Here is a 19,354-nt window from a genome sequence, read left to right as displayed (position 1 = left end):
AGAGATAAAAATGAAAAATGAGTTACGCAGTTCGATGAGTACACAAGGTCGACGTATGGCCGGTGCAAGAGCATTATGGGTGGCAAATGGAATGAAAAAGGAAATGATGGGCAAACCTATCATTGCTATTGTGAATTCATTTACACAGTTCGTTCCTGGACACACACATTTGCATGAGATAGGTCAGCAGGTGAAAGAGGAAATAGAGAAGTTAGGATGTTTTGCCGCTGAGTTCAACACTATCGCGATAGACGACGGTATAGCAATGGGACATGACGGAATGCTCTATTCGCTGCCATCAAGAGATATCATTGCCGACAGTGTGGAATATATGGTGAACGCTCATAAGGCTGATGCTATGGTCTGCATTTCAAACTGCGACAAGATCACTCCGGGTATGCTTATGGCTTCCATGCGACTGAATATTCCTACGGTGTTTGTGTCAGGCGGTCCGATGGAAGCAGGAGAGTGGGGCGGTCAGCATCTTGACTTGATAGATGCGATGATTAAGTCGGCCGACCCGACAGTGAGCGACGAGGATGTAGATCAGATAGAAAGACATGCATGTCCGGGATGCGGATGCTGCTCGGGTATGTTTACTGCAAACTCAATGAACTGTCTGAACGAGGCTATCGGTCTGGCTCTTCCGGGCAACGGAACTATAGTCGCAACTCACGAAAACCGTAAGCAGTTGTTCAAGGATGCTGCGGCTCTCATCGTAAAAAATGCTTATAAATATTATCAGGACGGCGACGAAAGCGTATTGCCGAGAAGCATTGCTACACGTCAGGCTTTCCTTAATGCAATGACACTTGATATCGCCATGGGCGGTTCTACAAATACCGTTCTTCACCTGCTGGCAATAGCACATGAAGCGGAAGTGGATTTCACAATGGACGATATCGACATGTTGTCACGCCGTGTGCCTTGTCTTTGCAAGGTTGCTCCTAACACTCAGAAATATCATATCCAGGATGTGAACAGAGCCGGAGGTATCATGAATATTCTGGCGCAGCTGAACAAGGGCGGTTTGCTCGATACATCAGTTTCACGTGTTGACGGTATGACACTGGCTGAGGCTATTGCAAAATATGATATCTCTGTAGAAAGTGTTGATGCTGAAGCAAAAAGAATATATACAAGCGCTCCGGGTGGAAAGTTTTCTATCAAACTTGGCTCGCAGGGCAATTATTATAAGGAACTCGATACAGACCGTGCCACAGGATGTATCCGCGATTTGGAACATGCCTATAGCAAGGACGGCGGACTGGCAGTGCTGAAAGGTAATATCGCACAGGACGGCTGTGTAGTGAAGACTGCCGGTGTGGACGAAAGTATCTGGAAGTTCTCGGGACCTGCAAAGGTGTTCGATTCTCAGGAATCGGCTTGCGAAGGTATCCTTGGCGGAAAGGTTGTAAGCGGCGATGTGGTAGTAATCACTCACGAGGGACCTAAGGGTGGTCCTGGAATGCAGGAGATGCTTTATCCTACATCGTATATCAAATCTAAACATCTCGGTAAGGAATGTGCACTGATTACCGACGGACGTTTCAGTGGCGGTACATCGGGATTGAGTATCGGACATATATCTCCTGAAGCGGCTGCCGGAGGAAATATCGGCAAGATTGTGGATGGTGATATTATCGAAATAGATATACCGAACCGCAGTATCAATGTGAAACTTTCGGATGAAGAACTTGCCGCACGTCCGATGACTCCTGTCACTCGCGACCGCAAGGTGTCTAAGGCACTCAAGGCTTACGCAAGCATGGTAAGTTCGGCTGATAAAGGTGGAGTAAGAATTGTTGACTAAAAAGCATATACATATGAAAGAGAAAATATCAGGTGGTGAAGCATTGATGCGCTCGCTGGAGCATCAGGGAGTAAAGACTATCTTCGGTTATCCCGGAGGAGCGATAATGCCTGTATTCGATGCTTTATATGATCATAGAGATAAACTTAACCATATATTGGTACGTCACGAACAGGGTGCTGCACATGCCGCACAGGGATTTGCCAGAGTTTCCGGTGAAGTGGGTGTATGTCTGGTGACAAGTGGCCCGGGAGCGACAAATACCATAACAGGTGTAGCTGATGCAATGATAGACAGTACACCTATAGTGGTGATAGCAGGACAGGTAGGAGCAGGTCTTCTCGGCACTGACGCCTTTCAGGAGGTTGACCTAGTTGGTATCACACAGCCTATTTCAAAATGGAGCTATCAGATACGTCGTGCAGAAGATGTGGCTTGGGCTGTGGCAAGAGCTTTCTATATTGCCCGTTCAGGACGTCCGGGACCTGTGGTACTCGACTTTGCGAAGAATGCCCAGATAGAAATGACGGATTACGAACCGGTGGATGTTGATTTCATTCGCAGCTATGATCCTGATCCGGAAACAGATCCTAAGGCTTTGGCTGAGGCTGTAAGACTTATCAATGAGTCTCAAAAACCTTTGGTTCTCGTAGGGCAGGGCGTTGAATTAGGTAATGCTCAGGAAGAGTTGCTTAAGTTTGTAGAAAAAGCTGATATTCCTTGTGGATGTACATTGTTGGGACTTTCGGCGATGCCTTCTGCTCATCCGTTGAACAAGGGAATGCTGGGAATGCACGGAAATCTCGGTCCAAATGTAAAAACCAACGAATGTGATGTGCTTATTGCAGTCGGTATGCGTTTCGACGACCGTGTGACAGGAAAACTTGAAACATACGCCAAACAGGCAAAGGTGATACACCTTGATGTTGATCCTTCGGAGATAGGCAAGAACGTACCTGTACATGTTCCGGTGCTTGGTGACTGCAAACGTACTTTAGGTCTGCTTACAGAACTTATCCAGCCTAATAAACATACTGCATGGATTGAGAGTTTCAGCCAGTACGAGCAACAGGAATTCGACAAGGTAATAAAACGCGAGATTTATCCTGAAAATGGTCCGATAAATATGGGTGAGGTAGTAAACGCTGTCAGTGAGGCTACAAATCATGAAGCGATATTGGTGACAGACGTTGGTCAGAATCAGATGATGGCATGCCGATACTTCAAGTTTACTAAGAGTAGGAGCGTGGTTACTTCAGGCGGTATGGGAACAATGGGATACTGTATCCCGGCAGCCATAGGAGCTACATTCGGTCGTCCGGACCGTACTGTTTGTGCGATAATGGGCGACGGTGGTCTTCAGATGACAATGCAGGAACTCGGTACAATCATGGAACAGAAGGCTCCGGTCAAGATGATTCTGATGAACAACAATTATCTGGGAAATGTACGTCAGTGGCAGGCAATGTTCTTCAACAGAAGATATTCGTTCACTCCGATGATGAATCCTGACTATATGCAGATAGCATCGGCGTATGGTATTCCTTCAAGAAGAGTTATTGAGCGTGAAGAGCTTAAAGACGGAATAGAGGAGATGCTTGCAACAGACGGTCCGTTCCTTCTTGAAGTATGCGTAGTGGAAGAAGGTAATGTATTGCCGATGACTCCTCCGGGAAGCTCGGTTAACTATATGATGATGGATTTGGATTGCTAACGAGTAGGAGGATTAAAAATGGAAAATAAGACATTATATACTATCATAGTTCATTCGGAAAACATAGCCGGTTTGCTTAATCAGGTGACTGCCGTTTTTACACGCCGACAGATTAACATCGAAAGCCTTAACGTGTCGGCTTCCTCTATTGCAGGAGTACACAAATATACAATCACTTGCTGGACAACTGCAGATATTGTGGAGAAGGTTGTACGCCAGATAGAGAAGAAAATGGATGTTATTCAGGCACACTATTTTACAGATAAGGAAATCTTTCAGCGCGAGGTGGCTATGTATAAGGTATCTACACCGGAGTTTCAGAACAATCCTGAGGCATCGAAGGTAGTCAGAAGATTTAATGCACATATTGTTGAAGTAAATCCGGTGTTCTCTATAATAGAGATGGTTGGTATGAGCGATGAGATAACATTCCTGTACGAGGATTTGAAAAGGCTTAATTGCGTTCTTCAGTTTGTACGTTCTGGAAGAATTGCTGTATCTACCAGTTGTTTTGAACGTGTGAACGAGTATCTTGCTCACCGTGAGGAAAGATATAAAAAAGGACTTTAAAACATTTCTTGTTATGGGAGAAGAAAATAAAGTTGGCACATATAACTTTGTCGCAGAACCATTTCATGTTGACTTTACAGGAAAGTTGACGATGGGAGTTTTGGGTAATCATCTGCTTAACTGTGCCGGTTTTCATGCCACAGAACGTGGCTTTGGCATTGCCGAACTGAATGAAAGCCATTTTACGTGGGTGCTATCCCGTCTGGCTATAGAGATGGAAGAATTCCCAATGCAGTATGAGAAATTCAGTGTACAGACATGGGTGGAGAATGTTTACCGCCTGTTTACCGACCGAAACTTCTCTATTCTCGACAAGGATGGAAAACCTATCGGTCATGCGCGTTCAATATGGGCGATGATAGATCTTAAAACACGTAAGCCGGCCGATTTGCTTACACTGCACGGTGGCAGTATCGTTGACTATATATGCCAGAAGGAATGTCCAATCGAGAAGCCTGGAAGAATAAAGGTTACTTCGGTAGAGCCTGTAGGTGAATATGTGGCAAAATATAGCGATATAGACTGCAACGGACATGTGAACAGTATAAAATACATAGAGCATATACTTGATTTGTTCCATATTGATACTTTCCGTGAGAAGATGATACACCGGTTTGAAATGGCGTATGTGGCGGAAAGCTATTATGGCGACAAGCTGACTTTCTATCGTGAACAGATTTCGGACAATGAATTCGATATCGAAGTGAAGAAGAACGATAGTGAGGTAGTAGTAAGAAGCAAAGTGATATTTAAGAATTAAAAATTAATAATTAAGAATGAGTTGATGGTTGTTAGTTATTGGTAACTGACCGGAAGGAAACCTGGTCAACTTGTCAACTCGTAACTAACCTATAAACTTACAAACTTAAGAACTTATAAACTTATAAACTTAAAAACTTATAAAAAACATGGCACAATTAAATTTTGGCGGTGTGATGGAAAATGTAATCACCCGCGATGAATTTCCATTGGAAAAAGCACGTGAAATCTTGAAAGACGAAACAATTGCAGTTATAGGATATGGAGTACAGGGACCAGGTCAGTCATTGAACCTTCGCGACAACGGATTCAATGTCATCGTAGGTCAGCGTCCGGGCAAAACATACGAAAAAGCTATCGCTGACGGATGGGTACCTGGAGAAACATTGTTCGGTATCGAAGAGGCATGTCAGAAAGCTACTATCGTAATGTGTCTTTTGTCTGATGCTGCTGTAATGTCTGTATGGCCTAAAATCAAACAATATCTTACTCCTGGTAAGGCTTTGTATTTCTCACATGGTTTCGCTATTACTTGGAACGACCGTACAGGTGTGGTTCCTCCTGCTGACATCGATGTTATCATGGTTGCTCCTAAGGGATCAGGTACTTCATTGCGTACAATGTTCCTCGAAGGCCGCGGCTTGAACTCATCATACGCTATTTATCAGGATGTAACAGGCAAGGCATTCGACAGAACTATCGCTCTTGGTATCGGTATCGGTTCAGGATATTTGTTCGAAACTACATTCCAGCGTGAAGCTACTTCTGACCTTACAGGTGAACGTGGTTCATTGATGGGTGCTATTCAGGGATTGCTTCTTGCACAGTACGAAGTATTGCGTGAAAACGGACATACTCCTTCTGAAGCATTCAACGAAACTGTAGAAGAGCTTACTCAGTCATTGATGCCATTGTTCGCTAAGAACGGTATGGACTGGATGTACGCTAACTGTTCTACAACTGCACAGCGTGGTGCTCTTGACTGGATGGGCCCGTTCCACGATGCTATCAAACCTGTAGTTCAGAAATTGTATCAGAGTGTTAAGAGCGGTAACGAAGCTCAGATTTCTATCGACTCTAATTCTAAGCCTGACTATCGTGAAAAACTTGAAGCAGAATTGAAAGCTTTGCGTGAAAGCGAAATGTGGCAGACAGCAGTTACAGTACGTAAACTTCGTCCTGAAAACAACTAATAAATAATAAGAGTATTTTTATTTCCTCTTCATGGCATTTCCCTTGTCGTGAAGAGGATTTTTTTGTAAGAAATAGATTTTATCATAGTAGGTATGTATAACATTTCGTGCTTTTGATTAATTTTGTTGGTGGTGATTTGAATTTAGTATTAACATAAAAATATACAGATATGAATAACGAATTTCTGGAGATTATAAAGACTCGTCGCAGTTGCCGTCAATATAAGGCAGAACAGATTACTGACGAAGAATTGAAAGCGGTATTGGAAGCCGGTACATACGCGCCTACATCACGAGGAATGCAGTCGCCATACATTGTTGCTGTACAGAATGACGAGATACGTAAAAAACTGGCAGAAATGAATGCCCATGTGATGGGAGTCACATCAAATCCGTATTATGATGCACCTACATACGTTCTTGTGTTTACACCTGCTGATGCAAACAACCCTATACAAGATGGAAGCTGCGTATTGGAAAATATGATGCTTGCTGCCCATGCTATAGGACTTGCAAGCTGCTGGATACATAGGGAAAGAGAAATGTTTTCTACCGATGAAGGAAAGAAACTGATGGAAAGTTTCGGATTGCCTGAAGGACTTGTCGGAATTGGTGCTCTTGCCTTAGGCTACCCGGCAAAAGCGGCAGATGCCCCGAAACCTCGTAAGGTGGATTACTATAGGGTGATAAAATGATATTTTGAAAATAAAAAAACAGAAACCATGACAGTTCTTTTGATTAATTTGCTGTCATGGTTTTTCATAATTGTAATATTATATTTTTTAGTTGAAAAAACAATAAAGCTGAATTTCAGTTATTCAGAAATCTATACTCGTTTGGAGAAACACCAATTATCTTCTTAAATATCAGACTGAAATACTGTATATTGACGTAACCTAGCTGGCGGGCGACGTTGGCTGATGTATTTATTGGTCTCTCAAGCATCTTTCTTTTTACATTCGAAATATTCACATAGAGTCTTACCCGTCTCAAATTTCAGAAGATCGTTGAAATAAAACTCTGATAGACCAAGTCTTGCGGCACAGTATTCTGATGTTGGTAATATGGAGTTGTATAGCATGCCTGAATCTATATATTCGTCAATCAGTCTGGTCAATTCTTCAAGAATTATCTTGTCGTTTTAATCTGATTAGTAGTCGGTCTTGTCTCTACAGTTTGTCTCGGCGAAAAACAGACTATTGTTCTTTCTTCGTTGTCGTATTTTTGTTGTCCATACTTGATGTCGTAAGCTTTTCCCATTTTTAGATATCACTCGAGTAGATAATGTAATAGTGGTAATAATATCAGTAATTCATATACACGGTGTGATTGGCGATAAGTCTAATTTTGCAATAAAGAAATTCAAAGAAAGAAATGCATGAAGGCTCGAAATAATAAAATAGGTGAGATGCTTGCACTGATACGAGATGGGAGGCCTATGACTCTGTCGCAACAATTATATCTGACAGTGCAGCTTAGTATTCCGGCAGTCATAGCACAACTCTCTTCCATAATCATGCAGTATATCGATGCATCAATGGTGGGACATCTTGGAGCTGAGGCTTCTGCTTCAATCGGATTGGTATCAACTACCACTTGGCTATTCTGGGGACTGTGTGTTGCATCAGCTACTGGATTTTCGGTACAGGTGGCACATAAGATAGGTGCGGGTGATATTCAAGGAGCGCGTGCCGTGTTGCGTCAGTCATTGGTCTCTACATTAATGTTCAGTGTGATTCTTGCTCTGATAGGTTCTGCCGTCAGCGGTATTCTGCCCGCTTGGTTAGGAGGGGACATTTCTATACGTCATGACGCTTCACTTTATTTTTTTGTATTCTCACTTTTCTTGCCTGCCCTGCAGATGAATTTCCTTGCAGGTGGTATGTTGCGGTGTAGCGGTAATATGTTAGTGCCAAGCATTGCCGGTGTGGCCATGTGTGTGCTGGATGTGGTCTTTAATTTCTTGCTGATATTTCCTTCACGCCAATGTGAACTGGCTGATGTGACTTTCATCGTGCCTGGTGCTGGACTGGGTGTGAAAGGTGCTGCATTAGGTACTGCTGCCGCTGAGACTGTGATTGCTATCATTCTGCTGTGGTATCTTTGGACTCGTTCGAATGAACTTAAACTTACCGGAGAAAGATATGATTTCCGTCTCAGTGCGTCAACTATAAGAAAAGCTCTTCGTATAGGTTGTCCTATGGGGTTGGAACATATAGTCATTTGCGGAGCTCAAATCATGACAACGGTTATAGTCGCCCCGCTTGGTGTTTTTGCTATTGCGGCAAATTCGTTTGCTGTCACTGCGGAAAGTCTTTGTTATATGCCCGGTTATGGAATTGCCGATGCTGCTACCACACTGGTAGGCCAGAGTGTCGGTGCCGGTCGCAAAAGACTCACTCGCAGCTTTGCGCGTATCACCGTATTGATGGGAATGATTGTCATGGGATTAATGGGGATACTTATGTATCTGTTTGCGCCTCAAATTATAGGCTTGATGACACCGGTTCATGAAATCAGAGAACTTGGTGTGATGGCACTACGTATTGAGGCATTTGCCGAGCCTATGTTTGCGGCTTCGATAGTTGCTTACGGCGTTTTTGTGGGTGCGGCTGATACACTTGTCCCTTGTCTGATGAATTTCTTCAGTATCTGGGCTATTCGTCTGTCATTGGCTGCCTTACTCGCTCCATCGTTAGGATTGAAGGGTGTATGGATAGCCATGTGTGTGGAACTTTGTTTTCGTGGCTTCATATTCCTCGTTCGTCTGAAACGGGAGCGATGGATGAACAGTATGAAATGATGTCAGTAATTTTGGTAATTTCCTCCGTAATTCATCTACATGAGAGCAAAAGCGGAAGGCTTAATTTTGCAGTATGAAATAAGGTAAGCGAAAACTGAAGAAAGGAATTTTGTGATTATTAATAAATGACCGCTAATATATTACAAGTATGGAACTGATTAAGAATACTGAATTTGGAGGAGAACGACCATTGTTCGAATCTCACGACCTCCGTCTTGAAAATGTAATTATCAGGACTGGCGAATCTGCCATTAAAGAATGTAGCAATATAGAGGCTTTCAAATGCCGTTTCGAAGGAAACTATCCTTTCTGGCATGTACACGGTTTCAAAATAGACAAGTGCTATTTTGATGTGGGTGGACGTTCTGCCCTATGGTATTCAGACCACCTGAAGATGACAGACACAGTGGTAGACGCTCCTAAAATGTTCCGCGAGATGAGCGAAATAGACATTGAGAATGTAACGATGAACGACGCGGATGAAGTGTTCTGGCGCTGCAACGGAATACGTGTAAAAAATCTTGTTCTACATGGAGGTACTTATCCGTTCATGTTCAGCAACAATATATATGTGGACGGATTGGAAAGCGACAGCAAGTATGTTTTCCAGTATGTGAAGAATGTAGAAATCCATAATGCCAAAATTACTACAAAGGATGCTTTCTGGGAGGTAGAGAATGTAACGATTTATGATTCGGAGCTTAATGGTGAGTATTTGGGATGGCATTCAAGAAACCTACGTCTTGTGAACTGTCATATTACTGGTGAGCAACCTCTTTGTTACGCTCATGACCTTGTGTTGGAGAACTGTACTTTCGGACCGGACTGCGACCGTGCATTTGAGTATAGTACGCTGCATGCCGATATCCGTGGTGCCATAACCAATATCAAGAATCCGATGTCGGGATGTATTGTTGCGGATGAATATGGTTCCATCACAATAGATGAGAATATCAAGGCTCCGGCAGATTGTGAAATCAGACTTAGAGATGAACGTACTTGCTTTACTGACTAAATATGGACATGATGTACGATTTTGATAAAATAATTCCTCGTAGGGGAACCAATTCCTATAAATGGGACAGTATGCCTGAGGATAGGGATGTGCTTCCGCTTTGGGTGGCAGATATGGATTTCCGTACTGCACCTGCGATAATTGATGCCCTCGCCAGAAGAGTGGAACATGGGATATATGGATATGTACACGTTCCTGATAAATATTACAAGTCCGTAATAGATTGGTTTGACAGGAGACATAATTGGCTGATTGACAGAGAATGGTTTATCTATACTTCCGGAGTGGTTCCCGCAATATCTGCCGTTATAAAGGCTCTGGCTGAACCAGGAGATGGAGTGATAGTGCAAACACCTGTCTATAACTGTTTCTTTTCATCTATAAGGAATAATGGATGCCGGATTATCACAAATCCGCTTAAATATGAGAACAGGACTTATCGCATAGATTATGAGGATCTGGAACGCAAGGCTGCAGCTCCAGACACTAAGCTCATGTTGCTCTGCAATCCGCATAACCCTGCCGGTAGGGTCTGGACACGCGAAGAATTGTGTCGGATAGGGGAGATTTGTATAAAAAATCATGTAACAGTCATTTCCGATGAAATCCATTGTGAACTGGTTTTCCCAGGGCACGTTTACACTCCGTTTGCGTCAATCAGCGAAAAACATTTACAGAATTCTGTAACATGTATTTCACCTAGCAAATCATTCAATATGGCAGGATTGCAGATAGCCAATATTATCGCTGCCGATGATAGAGTATGTCAGCAAATAGATAAGGCCATAAACATAAATGAGGTGTGTGATGTCAATCCATTCGGAATTGAAGCTACCATAGCAGCATATAACCAAGGAGAGGAGTGGCTGATTCAACTTCTGGATTATCTTAAAACAAACTACGATTTTTTGTGCGATTTCTTTACCGAAAACTTGCCTCAATTCACGGTAACTGAATTAGAGGGAACATATCTGGTGTGGACAGACTGCAGTATATTACACATGTCATCAGACGAGCTTCAGGCATTACTACTGGAAGAGACAGGATTGTGGCTTAACAGCGGTACAATGTATGGAGAAGAAGGAGAAGGTTTTATGCGCTGGAATATAGCATGTCCGCGTGCTGTATTGGAGGATGCCATGACGAGGTTCCTGAAGTTTGTATCTACACGATGTGATTGAATACAGATGAGGTAAATAATCCTTAATATAATCAGGGCTTTTTCAACATTATGCGGATATTAATATAGATAAAAATAAACTTATAGGGAAAATAAAAAGCCATGGCAGAATCAGTAATTGATATCAGCCATGGCTTTATTTCTTTATTCTATGTTTTTTGTCATTATAGAGTCTGTAGTCACAAATACAGAGTCATTAGTAGTACTCCTTGAGTAACCTAAATCAGCCAAGTCATCTCTGAATCCTTTGTATGTACCTTCTCTTTGAGTATAAGCCTTGAATTCTACACTTCCGCTACTGAATTTTACAGTTCCTATCTCTTCTTTACCGTTCATTATCACATCAGACGGTATATTTTTGAATGTTCCTGTCCAACTGTAACTTTTGATGTTTCCTTCTCTGTTATCATCAAATATACATTTAAATTTAAAATGATCGGATGCCTGTTGTATGGTTATTTCCGTATTTGAATTGTCTGTAAGATTTGTATATACTCCTACGACATTGTCTTCAGTAACTTCTTCTGTGCTACAACTTATAAAACCTGAAATCATAGCCACACATAAGATTAAAAAATAAGCTTTTTTTCTGATTAATTCAATTAATGGATTTGTTTTCATAAGATTGGTATTTTACTGTTATCATGATACAAAATTAAGTAATATATATGAACAAAAAAAGAGACTGCCGGGGAAAATTGCAGTCTCTTGTTCTTTAGGGACAAACTCTTTTGTCTCTCTGACTTACTCACTTTCACAAGCTTGAAGTCAGGATATATAAATCTATTACTATGAAAAACATGCGAATATAACCATATTCCGTGATATATGCATTATAAAAGCTCGGAAAACTGCCTTAAATTAACAGTAATTATATCAAAATGTTATTTCTTACACAAATCTTTATAATCACAGTACTGACATTTTTCTTCAATTTCTGTTTGAGAAAAACTTGTTTCAGGATTGAAAATTTCCTCTAAAAGAATGTTAAGATCTTCACGGAATTCATCTTCATGGATGCTGAAATCATCTACGTCCTCTCTTTTTTTGGCCTCTCCCATCTGTACTACCGGTGAGTAGCTTTCCGATGCCGCCTTGTGTATATAGAGCAGGGAAGGGGCAACCTTCAACGGATTGTTTTTCTCTCTCAGTTTCTTGCAGACAATTGATGCGTACATAAATGTCTGGAATATGTAGTTAGATCTTTTCTTGTCTTGGATGAACAGTGACTTTACGTCAGGTGGACACTGTGCATCACCACCAGTTTTGTAGTCCACTATTCGCAAAGTATTGTCTTTAGTATCCATACGGTCTATTATACCACCAATTCTGGATTTGATTACGCCTTTCGGAGTTTTAATTTCAATCTCTTCATCTACGAATTTCTCTGAAGCAGTAAATGTGAAAGGAGCATATCTCAGGTCATTTCTTAACAGCTGTTTTATGTATCTCAGAATTACTGCAGAATTTATGAGCTGCAATCCGTTGTACTCGGGACATTCTGTCAGAGGTATATTGAAGAACAGTTCCTTGAAACCATTGTCAACATATTCCTGGAGTTTTACATCGTTTTGCAAAAGCTTTTCAAGAGAGTTGCAATCTATCACTTTTCCGTGCGCTGTGAGATCTTTGTAGATATGTTCGGCTGCATAGTGGAATATGCTTCCGAATTTTGCAGAATCTATATCCGCACTTACTTCATCGGGCGCTGTCAATAAAGCTACATATTTGTAATAAAATTTCAGGTTACAGTCTATGTATGTGTTGAGTGCAGAAGGTGATAGAAGAGCCTTTTTATTTGCTCTGATATCAAAATTGCTCTGCATGCGTTTCATTATTTCCGGAGTCTTCTTTATCTCAATTTTCTCAGTACCCTGTGGCGATTGTGCGGCTTCCAGTCTTTCACGTTTGATGTCGAATCCCCATTCAATTAGGAACTGAAGCATGAAGCGTGACATCTCTCCTCGGTTTATTCCGTCGCTTGATGTGTTGAAAAGAAGGGTTACCTTTTCGGCTCTTTGCAGCAGTCTGTAGAAGTAATATGCAAAAACGGCTATCTTATGGTCTATAGTAGTCATGCCGAATGCCTTTCTGATATTGTATGGGATGAACGAGGCATCGCTTCCGCTTTTAGGCAGTTGTCCTTCGTTCACCGAAAGCATTACTACGTTTCTGAAGTCAAGATTTCGTGTTTCAAGTACTCCCATAACCTGCATACCGATTGCCGGCTCGCCGTGGAACGGAATGTTGGCTGACTGTATGACGCGTGAGAGCAGGCGCTTGAATGTACTTTGGTTCACATCAAGGTCGCCTTCTTCTATAAGAGAGTTGAAACGGTTTACCATGGTATATGCTTTGAACAACGCTTCGCGATACAGTTGGTCAAGAGCTGTATCCATAGTAGCTGATTTCTTCTGATATACGGCTGCTACCTGTTTCAGTACTGTAGAAATCATCTGACAGATAGCATGGTTACTGTTGCAAGGCGTGAATATGGTTTCTGTAGTTTCGTCCTTTTTCAGTTCCGAAGGAAGGGGGTAGAAGCGATTGTCGTGGATAAGAGATTTCTCCAGCTTCTCTGCTTCCTCGCTCAGGAGTTGTGTGTATGGATGTTTAAGCACACTCAAAACTTCGGCAAACAGGAACCTGCCGTTTGACGGATTGTAACCTGAAGTGTGAAGTTCAATAAGCGAGTTGATAAAGCTGCACGCAGGAGTCTGCGACAATGGAAATCCCATTGTTATATTGATATGACGTATATTTTCTGGCAGAGAATGCAGTACAGGTTGTAGTAAAGATTCGTTACATAATACTACGGCTGTCTCCTTTTCTTCTTCCGTAAGGTTTGTTCTTATCCATTGCGGAAGATACCTTGCCTGACCATTTTCGGTAGGCGATTCAATATATGTAATATCTTTCTGGGAGTTCAGATTGTTGAATACAGATGGTGGAAGTTCCGATGGAAAATCCCTTAGGTTGCGCTTTATGAATTCACCTGCCTCGTGAGGGTGCTTGTTGAGATAGAAAATGTCGTAATCCCAATAGAACATAGCCTTTCCAACCTTATCAAGTTTCTTGAACAGAGTATGTTCCACCTTATTCAGCACGTTGAATCCCACGAAGACATATCTATCGTAAGGGAGTTTGTCAATATCCATAGATTCTGTTACTTCTCTGTACATCATACCCTCGTAAGCTATGCCCTGTTCGCGAAGTACGGCTCTGAATTCGGTATATATTTCTCCTAGTACGTCCCATATGTTGATAAATCGTTGTTTCAATTCTGTAACCTTGTCGATGGAGAAATTCTTGAAGAACTGGCTCAATGCTTCTTTCTGTCCTTCTTCCAGGAACTCGTACCCATTGTCGTTAAGTTCGTTCAGATCCTTGATATTGCGGAACATGGCTTCAGTGTCCACCATATTCTTGTCCGTATCGTCAAAGTCGCTTATAAGAAGTTCACCCCAGAAGTAGAAGTCGTCTAGCGATTCCTTGCTGCCGGTTATGTTTACAAACACCTTATAGAGTTCGCATACAAGTTTTACGGGGTCACCAATCTGAAGATCTGATACCTTGCGGAACAGTTCGCCTATACTTATGTATGCGGGCGACCATATAGGTCTGTCAGTTTCCGATGCCAGATATTCATTGAAGAACAGTCCTGCTCTCTTGTTTGGGAAAACAATGGCTGTACGGGCAAAATCACCGTTTGTTTTCGTATATAAATCGTGAGCTACAAGCTTTAGAAAAGTTTCCATTTCTTTTTAAATAAATCGTTACACATTCTCAAGTTCTCCGGAATAGACATACCATATATATCCTTTTATGTCAGTATATCCCATTTCCGATAGCAGGGACATATACTCTCTGACTTGTGTGGAGTATTCCGGCTTTTTCTTTCCGAACTTGAAATCTACCACAACTACATCTTTTCCCTTCATCATAACGCGGTCCGGTCGTCTGGTCTGCATCTTTCCCTGTTCATCATTATAGATTATGGAACATTCGTTATACAATGTCCATTCTCCACTATACCAGTCCTTCACTTCATCAAGGTTTAATGCTTTTTCTGCTATCTCATATATCTCTTGGGCTTTCTCTGCCGATTCTATTACACCTTCAAACAGAAGTCTTTCTATGGCGGCAGTCAAATCTTCCTTCGTATCGATAGATGCAAAAAGAGTATGTAGCAGCTGTCCCTGTCTGATATATTGCGAACGAAGATTTTCTTCTTCATCCTCATCGCCTCTGATGAAATCGGCAGAACGGTTGGACTGCTTGAAGTCAATCTCCGTTTCAAGTGATTCAATCTTTACGTTTACAGCCTCAGGTATGGCTACAAGTCTGTTTGTGGAATCTGATTTTTTCTTTTCGCCGCTAATACAGATTTCTCCGTATTCATATACGATAGGTTCGTCGTTTTCTTCCTTATTCTCTTCGTCTTCCTCATCAAGTTCAGGTATGTTGCATGTCATTTTTATTTCTTTCATGCAGTCTATTGATTCTCTCAGCAATTTTGATACGGTATCTTTCTGCTCGTCCTTGCACCACACTATCAGGTTCTTGCATGCACGTGTGAATGCTACATACAGCAGGTTCAGATTATCTACCCACAGTTGCAGACGTTCTTCTCTGTAGCTGTCGCTGAAATATGATTCTGCCATGGCAGATGAATAATTCACAGGAGTAAGGTCAAGTTCGCAGAACGGTTCCTTGTCGGCATCCGCTTCGTTTATCCGGCACCACAACATGTGGTTATATGTCTCATTCTCCATCTTCCAGTCGCAGAATGGTAGTAACACTGTGTGATATTCCAGACCTTTCGATTTGTGGATTGAAAGGATTCTGATACCTAATATTTCGCCCGACGGGATAGTCTTTGCATAAAGAGTTTCACTCCAGTATGTCAGGAATGAGGTCAGTTCCGAAGAGTTGTTCTGCATATATTCAGTCACCGCATCATAGAAGGCACAGAGATAGGCATCCTGCTCTTCTATCATATCCATACGGAAAATCACGAACAGTTTCTCAAGAAGCTCATACAACGGCATAAGACTCATTTCAGGCAGCATAAGACGGAACTCGGCAGGAAGATAATCCTCAACGCTATTCAGAAGTACAGTGTTGTAATCCACGTCCTTTTTGAGGATTTCCTTCTGATAAGCTACAGCCAGTCTTGCACAGGCTATTCTGTCCGTAGGTTCGGATATATACCTCAGTCCGTCGATGAGCATACACACCGCAAGCGAAGCGTCAAGCCGGAAAGCCTCGTCCGAAACGACGCGGTATGGAGTATTCTTGTCGAAGTAATCGGCTATGGCAGGTATGCTTTTGTTCTTTCTTACCAGGATGGCAATGTCATTCACTCTGACACCTTTCTTGACTAGTGAGTCAACCTCCTCTGCCAGCAGTTCCATAGTGGTATCAGTGTATGGATGTTCCTCGCTGTTTTTCAGGAATGATAGTTTGATATATCCTTCCTTCGTATTCTTTGATGTTTTCTGGCGGACATCGCTGTACGCGTCAAGCAGTTGTGTACAGTCTTCGCCCTCATCAGCCTTGTATCTTTCGTTCAGAACCTTACAGGCAGATGTAAATATATCATTGTTGAATGCTATTATATTGGCTTCACTTCGCCAGTTTGTATCCAGAGTTTTCGAGTTCAGGCGGAAACTTCTGTCCTTGTCCAGTCCGGCAAGAATCTTCCAGTCGCCGTTTCTCCAGCGGTAGATACTTTGCTTTATGTCGCCCACTATCATACTGCCTTCCTTCTGTGCGAGACTTTCTTCAAGCAGAAGATGGAAGTTTTCCCATTGCATACGCGATGTGTCCTGAAACTCGTCTATCATCACGGTGTCTATTGTAGTACCTATTTTCTCATATACGAAAGAGGCGTCACCTTCTCTGATGATACTGTGGAGCAGCGCGTTGGTATCCGAAAGCAGAAAACGGTTATGACTAAGGTTCTGTTCCCTTACCTCGCTGTCTATACGCATGAGCAATTGCAGATTGTTGAGATATCGGAGCGACATGTCGCACGAGTTCAGCACCTTGTTGCTTGACATTCTTGTGTTCTCCGCGTCATTAAGTACCTGTATCAGCACTTGGTTTGCAAGTGAGATAATGGTATCCTTGTGTGGCGAAGTCTTGGTAGTCCAGTTTTCCGCACCTTCCAGACATTTTTCTACCGTGGAATTTCGTACGTCATTACTCAGTTTCCCGGATGCAATCTTGTTGAAATAGCTTCCTATGCCTCTGGCGCCGTTTTTCAAGTCGGTAGGGTTAAGCCTGTTGGCATTCAGAATTTCCTGAAAGTGTTCATTGAATCCCTTCATTGTGTCAAGTATGGATTCGCGTTTCTCCTGGAGTTTCTTTCTGTATTGTGGGATAAACTTAGTGTCCTTCAGCTTCTCACGTAATGCCACGCCTTTTTCTATATATGCCTCGTCAAAGATATTGCGACCGAAACCTTTAATTTCGGAAGATACATTCCATCTTTTGTCGTCGGCTATTCTTTCTTCTATATATTCAAGCAGCCAGTAGAGGGTAGGCGACATGCGGTCCAGTTTCTCAATCATACTATCTACGGCATCACTCAACACATCGCCGTTATTCAGTTCGATTGTCATATTGGCACCCAGCTCAAGCTCGCGTGCAAGATTCCTCATTACCGACTGGAAGAATGAGTCGATAGTCTCTATTCTGAAACGGCTGTAGTCGTGGATGATATTCTTCAGTGCAGTGTCAGCAGCTTTCCTTATTTCGTCAACGCTTTTATTTGAGGTCTTCATTATCTCTTTCAGATAGCCGTCCGAGGATTTCAGCGAAGTAGCGATACCGTATAGCTGACTGAGGATTCTTTCCTTCATCTCTGTAGTAGCCTTGTTGGTGAAAGTAACTGCCAGAATACGTCTGTATGAGTAGGGGTCTTCTATCAGTTGCCTGATATATTGCACAGCCAGGGTGAAGGTCTTTCCCGAGCCTGCCGAAGCCTTATATACTAATAGTCTTGGGTCCTGTTCCATATAGAATGGTTATTGTTGTAAAATTTTTTCAGCTATTTCCATATATCTTATTATGTCCGTAGTGAGTTCTTTGACATACTCTCTCGAACGTTTATGTCCGAGGCGAACCACTATGGCATTCTTCGAAGGTATGGCTATGATATATTGTCCCAGCATACCTCTGAAGTACGGACATTTCTCTCCTTTGTAGTCCATAATCCATGTCTGGTAGCCATAATATGAAAGCGGGTCTTTGCCCCACTGGTCTTTCAGATATGATGCCGGTGTCATGGCCTCTTCAATATATTCCTTGCTGACAAGTTGCCTTCCGTTCCAGTTTCCTTTGTTCAGCATCAGACGTCCGAATCTTGCAGCATCCCTTGCTGTAGTGTGGAAGCAGCAGAATGATTTTTCATCACCGTTCTTCTTGTCGAGTAGCCAGAAAGCATCCTGTCCTGCCATCATCGGTTGCCATAGCTTCTTCTCTGCATATTGACTGATGGTTTCGCCAGTTGCCGCTTCAAGAACAAATGACAGCAGTTGTGTCTCACCGCTTCTGTAGGAATACTGAACTCCCGGAGTATCTACTATATCAAGGCCCATGATTAGTTCGTAGAGGTCGTTGCCGTAATATCCATGCGTGGTTACAGAGAAAAGTGAAGCGTAGGCTTCGTCCCAGTCCATTCCGGCGCTCATTGTAAGCAGGTTTCTGATTGTGATGTCCTTTTGCCTTCCACGGTTATATTCAGGGATATATTTCACTACCTTATCGTCCACACTGCCTATTTTACCCTCGTCTATGGCTATTCCAACAAGTAGTCCCACTATGCTTTTAGTGGCAGAAAACAGGTTTGAAGTCAGAGTGTCGTTCCATCCTCCGCGATAAGTCTCGTACAGAATACTGTCATTTTTTATTACCAAGAAAGACACCGTTTTCATATCGTCAATGTACGCTGAATCCTTCTTTGAAAGTTGGAAAGAATTGTAATCCTCCGAGACAGCCCATTCCCAACAGGAATCGGGCGCATGAACAGTGGCATGTTCGAAAATACCTAGGTCGTCAATAGTGGGAAACCAGTGGATCAGTGCCTTTTTGGCATAGAAAGGCAGGCACAGATACGCTATAATTATGGCAATAGGTATCGCTATGAGAATTTTTTTCCCTGTTTTCATAATTTTTTTTGTTTATGATCGAACAAAAGCTATAGTTCCTCTGTTATATATTTTGAAAGTTATACAAAAGCTTAATATTCTTGTTTGGTTTTATGTTGGAGTTATGTTTTTAATTCCTCATTGATTAAAA

Annotated in this window: 14 protein-coding genes; 9 read left to right on the top strand and 5 right to left on the bottom strand. The window is 42.2% G+C overall.

The window, feature by feature from the left end; all coding sequences use genetic code 11:
* Window positions 1-10: 10 nt before the first annotated feature.
* The 6 genes from ilvD (at window position 11) to H6A61_RS00895 (ending at window position 6,744) form a co-directional block, all read left to right on the top strand.
* Window positions 11-1,813: a dihydroxy-acid dehydratase gene (ilvD, locus tag H6A61_RS00920; protein ID WP_204390409.1), complete on the top strand. Its 1,803-nt coding sequence runs from the start codon at window positions 11-13 to the stop codon at window positions 1,811-1,813.
* A 13-nt stretch (window positions 1,814-1,826) separates the two neighbouring features.
* On the top strand, window positions 1,827-3,527 hold the full coding sequence (ilvB, locus tag H6A61_RS00915) for a biosynthetic-type acetolactate synthase large subunit (RefSeq protein WP_204390408.1): 1,701 nt from the start codon (window positions 1,827-1,829) through the stop codon (window positions 3,525-3,527).
* 18 nt (window positions 3,528-3,545) lie between these two features.
* On the top strand, window positions 3,546-4,097 hold the full coding sequence (ilvN, locus tag H6A61_RS00910) for an acetolactate synthase small subunit (RefSeq protein ID WP_154042860.1): 552 nt from the start codon (window positions 3,546-3,548) through the stop codon (window positions 4,095-4,097).
* 13 nt (window positions 4,098-4,110) lie between these two features.
* Window positions 4,111-4,857 (top strand): acyl-[acyl-carrier-protein] thioesterase, encoded by a 747-nt coding sequence (locus H6A61_RS00905; protein WP_204390407.1) that lies wholly within the window; start codon window positions 4,111-4,113, stop codon window positions 4,855-4,857.
* Between the two features lie 148 nt (window positions 4,858-5,005).
* Window positions 5,006-6,049 carry a ketol-acid reductoisomerase gene (ilvC, locus tag H6A61_RS00900; RefSeq protein WP_154042858.1) on the top strand — a complete coding sequence of 348 codons (1,044 nt, stop codon included), beginning with the start codon at window positions 5,006-5,008 and terminating at the stop codon, window positions 6,047-6,049.
* A gap of 170 nt (window positions 6,050-6,219) precedes the next feature.
* Window positions 6,220-6,744 carry a nitroreductase family protein gene (locus tag H6A61_RS00895; RefSeq protein ID WP_204390406.1) on the top strand — a complete coding sequence of 175 codons (525 nt, stop codon included), beginning with the start codon at window positions 6,220-6,222 and terminating at the stop codon, window positions 6,742-6,744.
* A 115-nt stretch (window positions 6,745-6,859) separates the two neighbouring features.
* On the opposite strand, the gene H6A61_RS15875 is transcribed toward H6A61_RS00895, so the two are convergent.
* Window positions 6,860-6,994 (bottom strand): AraC family transcriptional regulator, encoded by a 135-nt coding sequence (locus H6A61_RS15875; RefSeq protein ID WP_239469047.1) that lies wholly within the window; start codon window positions 6,992-6,994, stop codon window positions 6,860-6,862.
* 433 nt (window positions 6,995-7,427) lie between these two features.
* On the opposite strand from H6A61_RS15875, the gene H6A61_RS00885 reads away from it, so the two are divergent.
* From H6A61_RS00885 to H6A61_RS00875, 3 genes are all read left to right on the top strand, one after another.
* Complete coding sequence (locus H6A61_RS00885; RefSeq protein ID WP_239469046.1) at window positions 7,428-8,852, top strand: MATE family efflux transporter; 1,425 nt, start codon at window positions 7,428-7,430, stop codon at window positions 8,850-8,852.
* A 148-nt stretch (window positions 8,853-9,000) separates the two neighbouring features.
* Complete coding sequence (locus tag H6A61_RS00880; protein ID WP_204390405.1) at window positions 9,001-9,867, top strand: DUF3737 family protein; 867 nt, start codon at window positions 9,001-9,003, stop codon at window positions 9,865-9,867.
* 8 nt (window positions 9,868-9,875) lie between these two features.
* Window positions 9,876-11,048: a MalY/PatB family protein gene (locus tag H6A61_RS00875; protein WP_204390455.1), complete on the top strand. Its 1,173-nt coding sequence runs from the start codon at window positions 9,876-9,878 to the stop codon at window positions 11,046-11,048.
* 143 nt (window positions 11,049-11,191) lie between these two features.
* Here H6A61_RS00875 and H6A61_RS00870 read toward each other — a convergent pair whose 3' ends face one another.
* From H6A61_RS00870 to H6A61_RS00855, 4 genes are all read right to left on the bottom strand, one after another.
* A complete protein-coding gene (locus H6A61_RS00870; RefSeq protein ID WP_204390404.1) occupies window positions 11,192-11,668 on the bottom strand; it encodes a hypothetical protein in 477 nt (158 codons plus the stop codon).
* A 263-nt stretch (window positions 11,669-11,931) separates the two neighbouring features.
* On the bottom strand, window positions 11,932-14,805 hold the full coding sequence (locus tag H6A61_RS00865; protein ID WP_204390403.1) for a PD-(D/E)XK nuclease family protein: 2,874 nt from the start codon (window positions 14,803-14,805) through the stop codon (window positions 11,932-11,934).
* A gap of 18 nt (window positions 14,806-14,823) precedes the next feature.
* Window positions 14,824-18,072 carry a UvrD-helicase domain-containing protein gene (locus H6A61_RS00860; RefSeq protein WP_204390402.1) on the bottom strand — a complete coding sequence of 1,083 codons (3,249 nt, stop codon included), beginning with the start codon at window positions 18,070-18,072 and terminating at the stop codon, window positions 14,824-14,826.
* 9 nt (window positions 18,073-18,081) lie between these two features.
* On the bottom strand, window positions 18,082-19,224 hold the full coding sequence (locus tag H6A61_RS00855) for a serine hydrolase domain-containing protein (RefSeq protein ID WP_204390401.1): 1,143 nt from the start codon (window positions 19,222-19,224) through the stop codon (window positions 18,082-18,084).
* Window positions 19,225-19,354: the final 130 nt, after the last annotated feature.

It is taken from the genome of Bacteroides caecigallinarum, from assembly GCF_016901995.1.
In the GTDB taxonomy this organism is placed as follows: Bacteria; Bacteroidota; Bacteroidia; order Bacteroidales; family Bacteroidaceae; genus Phocaeicola; species Phocaeicola cellulolyticus.
The sequence above is the reverse complement of the archived record's forward strand: the minus strand, read 5'-3'. Positions and strand labels throughout refer to the sequence as shown.

What these genes read in the sequence shown, in the direction of transcription:
- H6A61_RS00895 (WP_204390406.1), top strand. Translation starts at nt 6,220, where the DNA reads ATGAATAACGAATTTCTGGAGATTATAAAGACTCGTCGCAGTTGCCGT.
- H6A61_RS00860 (WP_204390402.1), bottom strand. Translation starts at nt 18,072, where the DNA reads ATGGAACAGGACCCAAGACTATTAGTATATAAGGCTTCGGCAGGCTCG.
- ilvC (WP_154042858.1), top strand. Translation starts at nt 5,006, where the DNA reads ATGGCACAATTAAATTTTGGCGGTGTGATGGAAAATGTAATCACCCGC.
- ilvN (WP_154042860.1), top strand. Translation starts at nt 3,546, where the DNA reads ATGGAAAATAAGACATTATATACTATCATAGTTCATTCGGAAAACATA.
- H6A61_RS00905 (WP_204390407.1), top strand. Translation starts at nt 4,111, where the DNA reads ATGGGAGAAGAAAATAAAGTTGGCACATATAACTTTGTCGCAGAACCA.
- H6A61_RS00885 (WP_239469046.1), top strand. Translation starts at nt 7,428, where the DNA reads ATGAAGGCTCGAAATAATAAAATAGGTGAGATGCTTGCACTGATACGA.
- H6A61_RS00880 (WP_204390405.1), top strand. Translation starts at nt 9,001, where the DNA reads ATGGAACTGATTAAGAATACTGAATTTGGAGGAGAACGACCATTGTTC.
- H6A61_RS15875 (WP_239469047.1), bottom strand. Translation starts at nt 6,994, where the DNA reads ATGCTTGAGAGACCAATAAATACATCAGCCAACGTCGCCCGCCAGCTA.
- H6A61_RS00855 (WP_204390401.1), bottom strand. Translation starts at nt 19,224, where the DNA reads ATGAAAACAGGGAAAAAAATTCTCATAGCGATACCTATTGCCATAATT.
- H6A61_RS00865 (WP_204390403.1), bottom strand. Translation starts at nt 14,805, where the DNA reads ATGGAAACTTTTCTAAAGCTTGTAGCTCACGATTTATATACGAAAACA.
- H6A61_RS00875 (WP_204390455.1), top strand. Translation starts at nt 9,876, where the DNA reads ATGATGTACGATTTTGATAAAATAATTCCTCGTAGGGGAACCAATTCC.
- H6A61_RS00870 (WP_204390404.1), bottom strand. Translation starts at nt 11,668, where the DNA reads ATGAAAACAAATCCATTAATTGAATTAATCAGAAAAAAAGCTTATTTT.
- ilvD (WP_204390409.1), top strand. Translation starts at nt 11, where the DNA reads ATGAAAAATGAGTTACGCAGTTCGATGAGTACACAAGGTCGACGTATG.
- ilvB (WP_204390408.1), top strand. Translation starts at nt 1,827, where the DNA reads ATGAAAGAGAAAATATCAGGTGGTGAAGCATTGATGCGCTCGCTGGAG.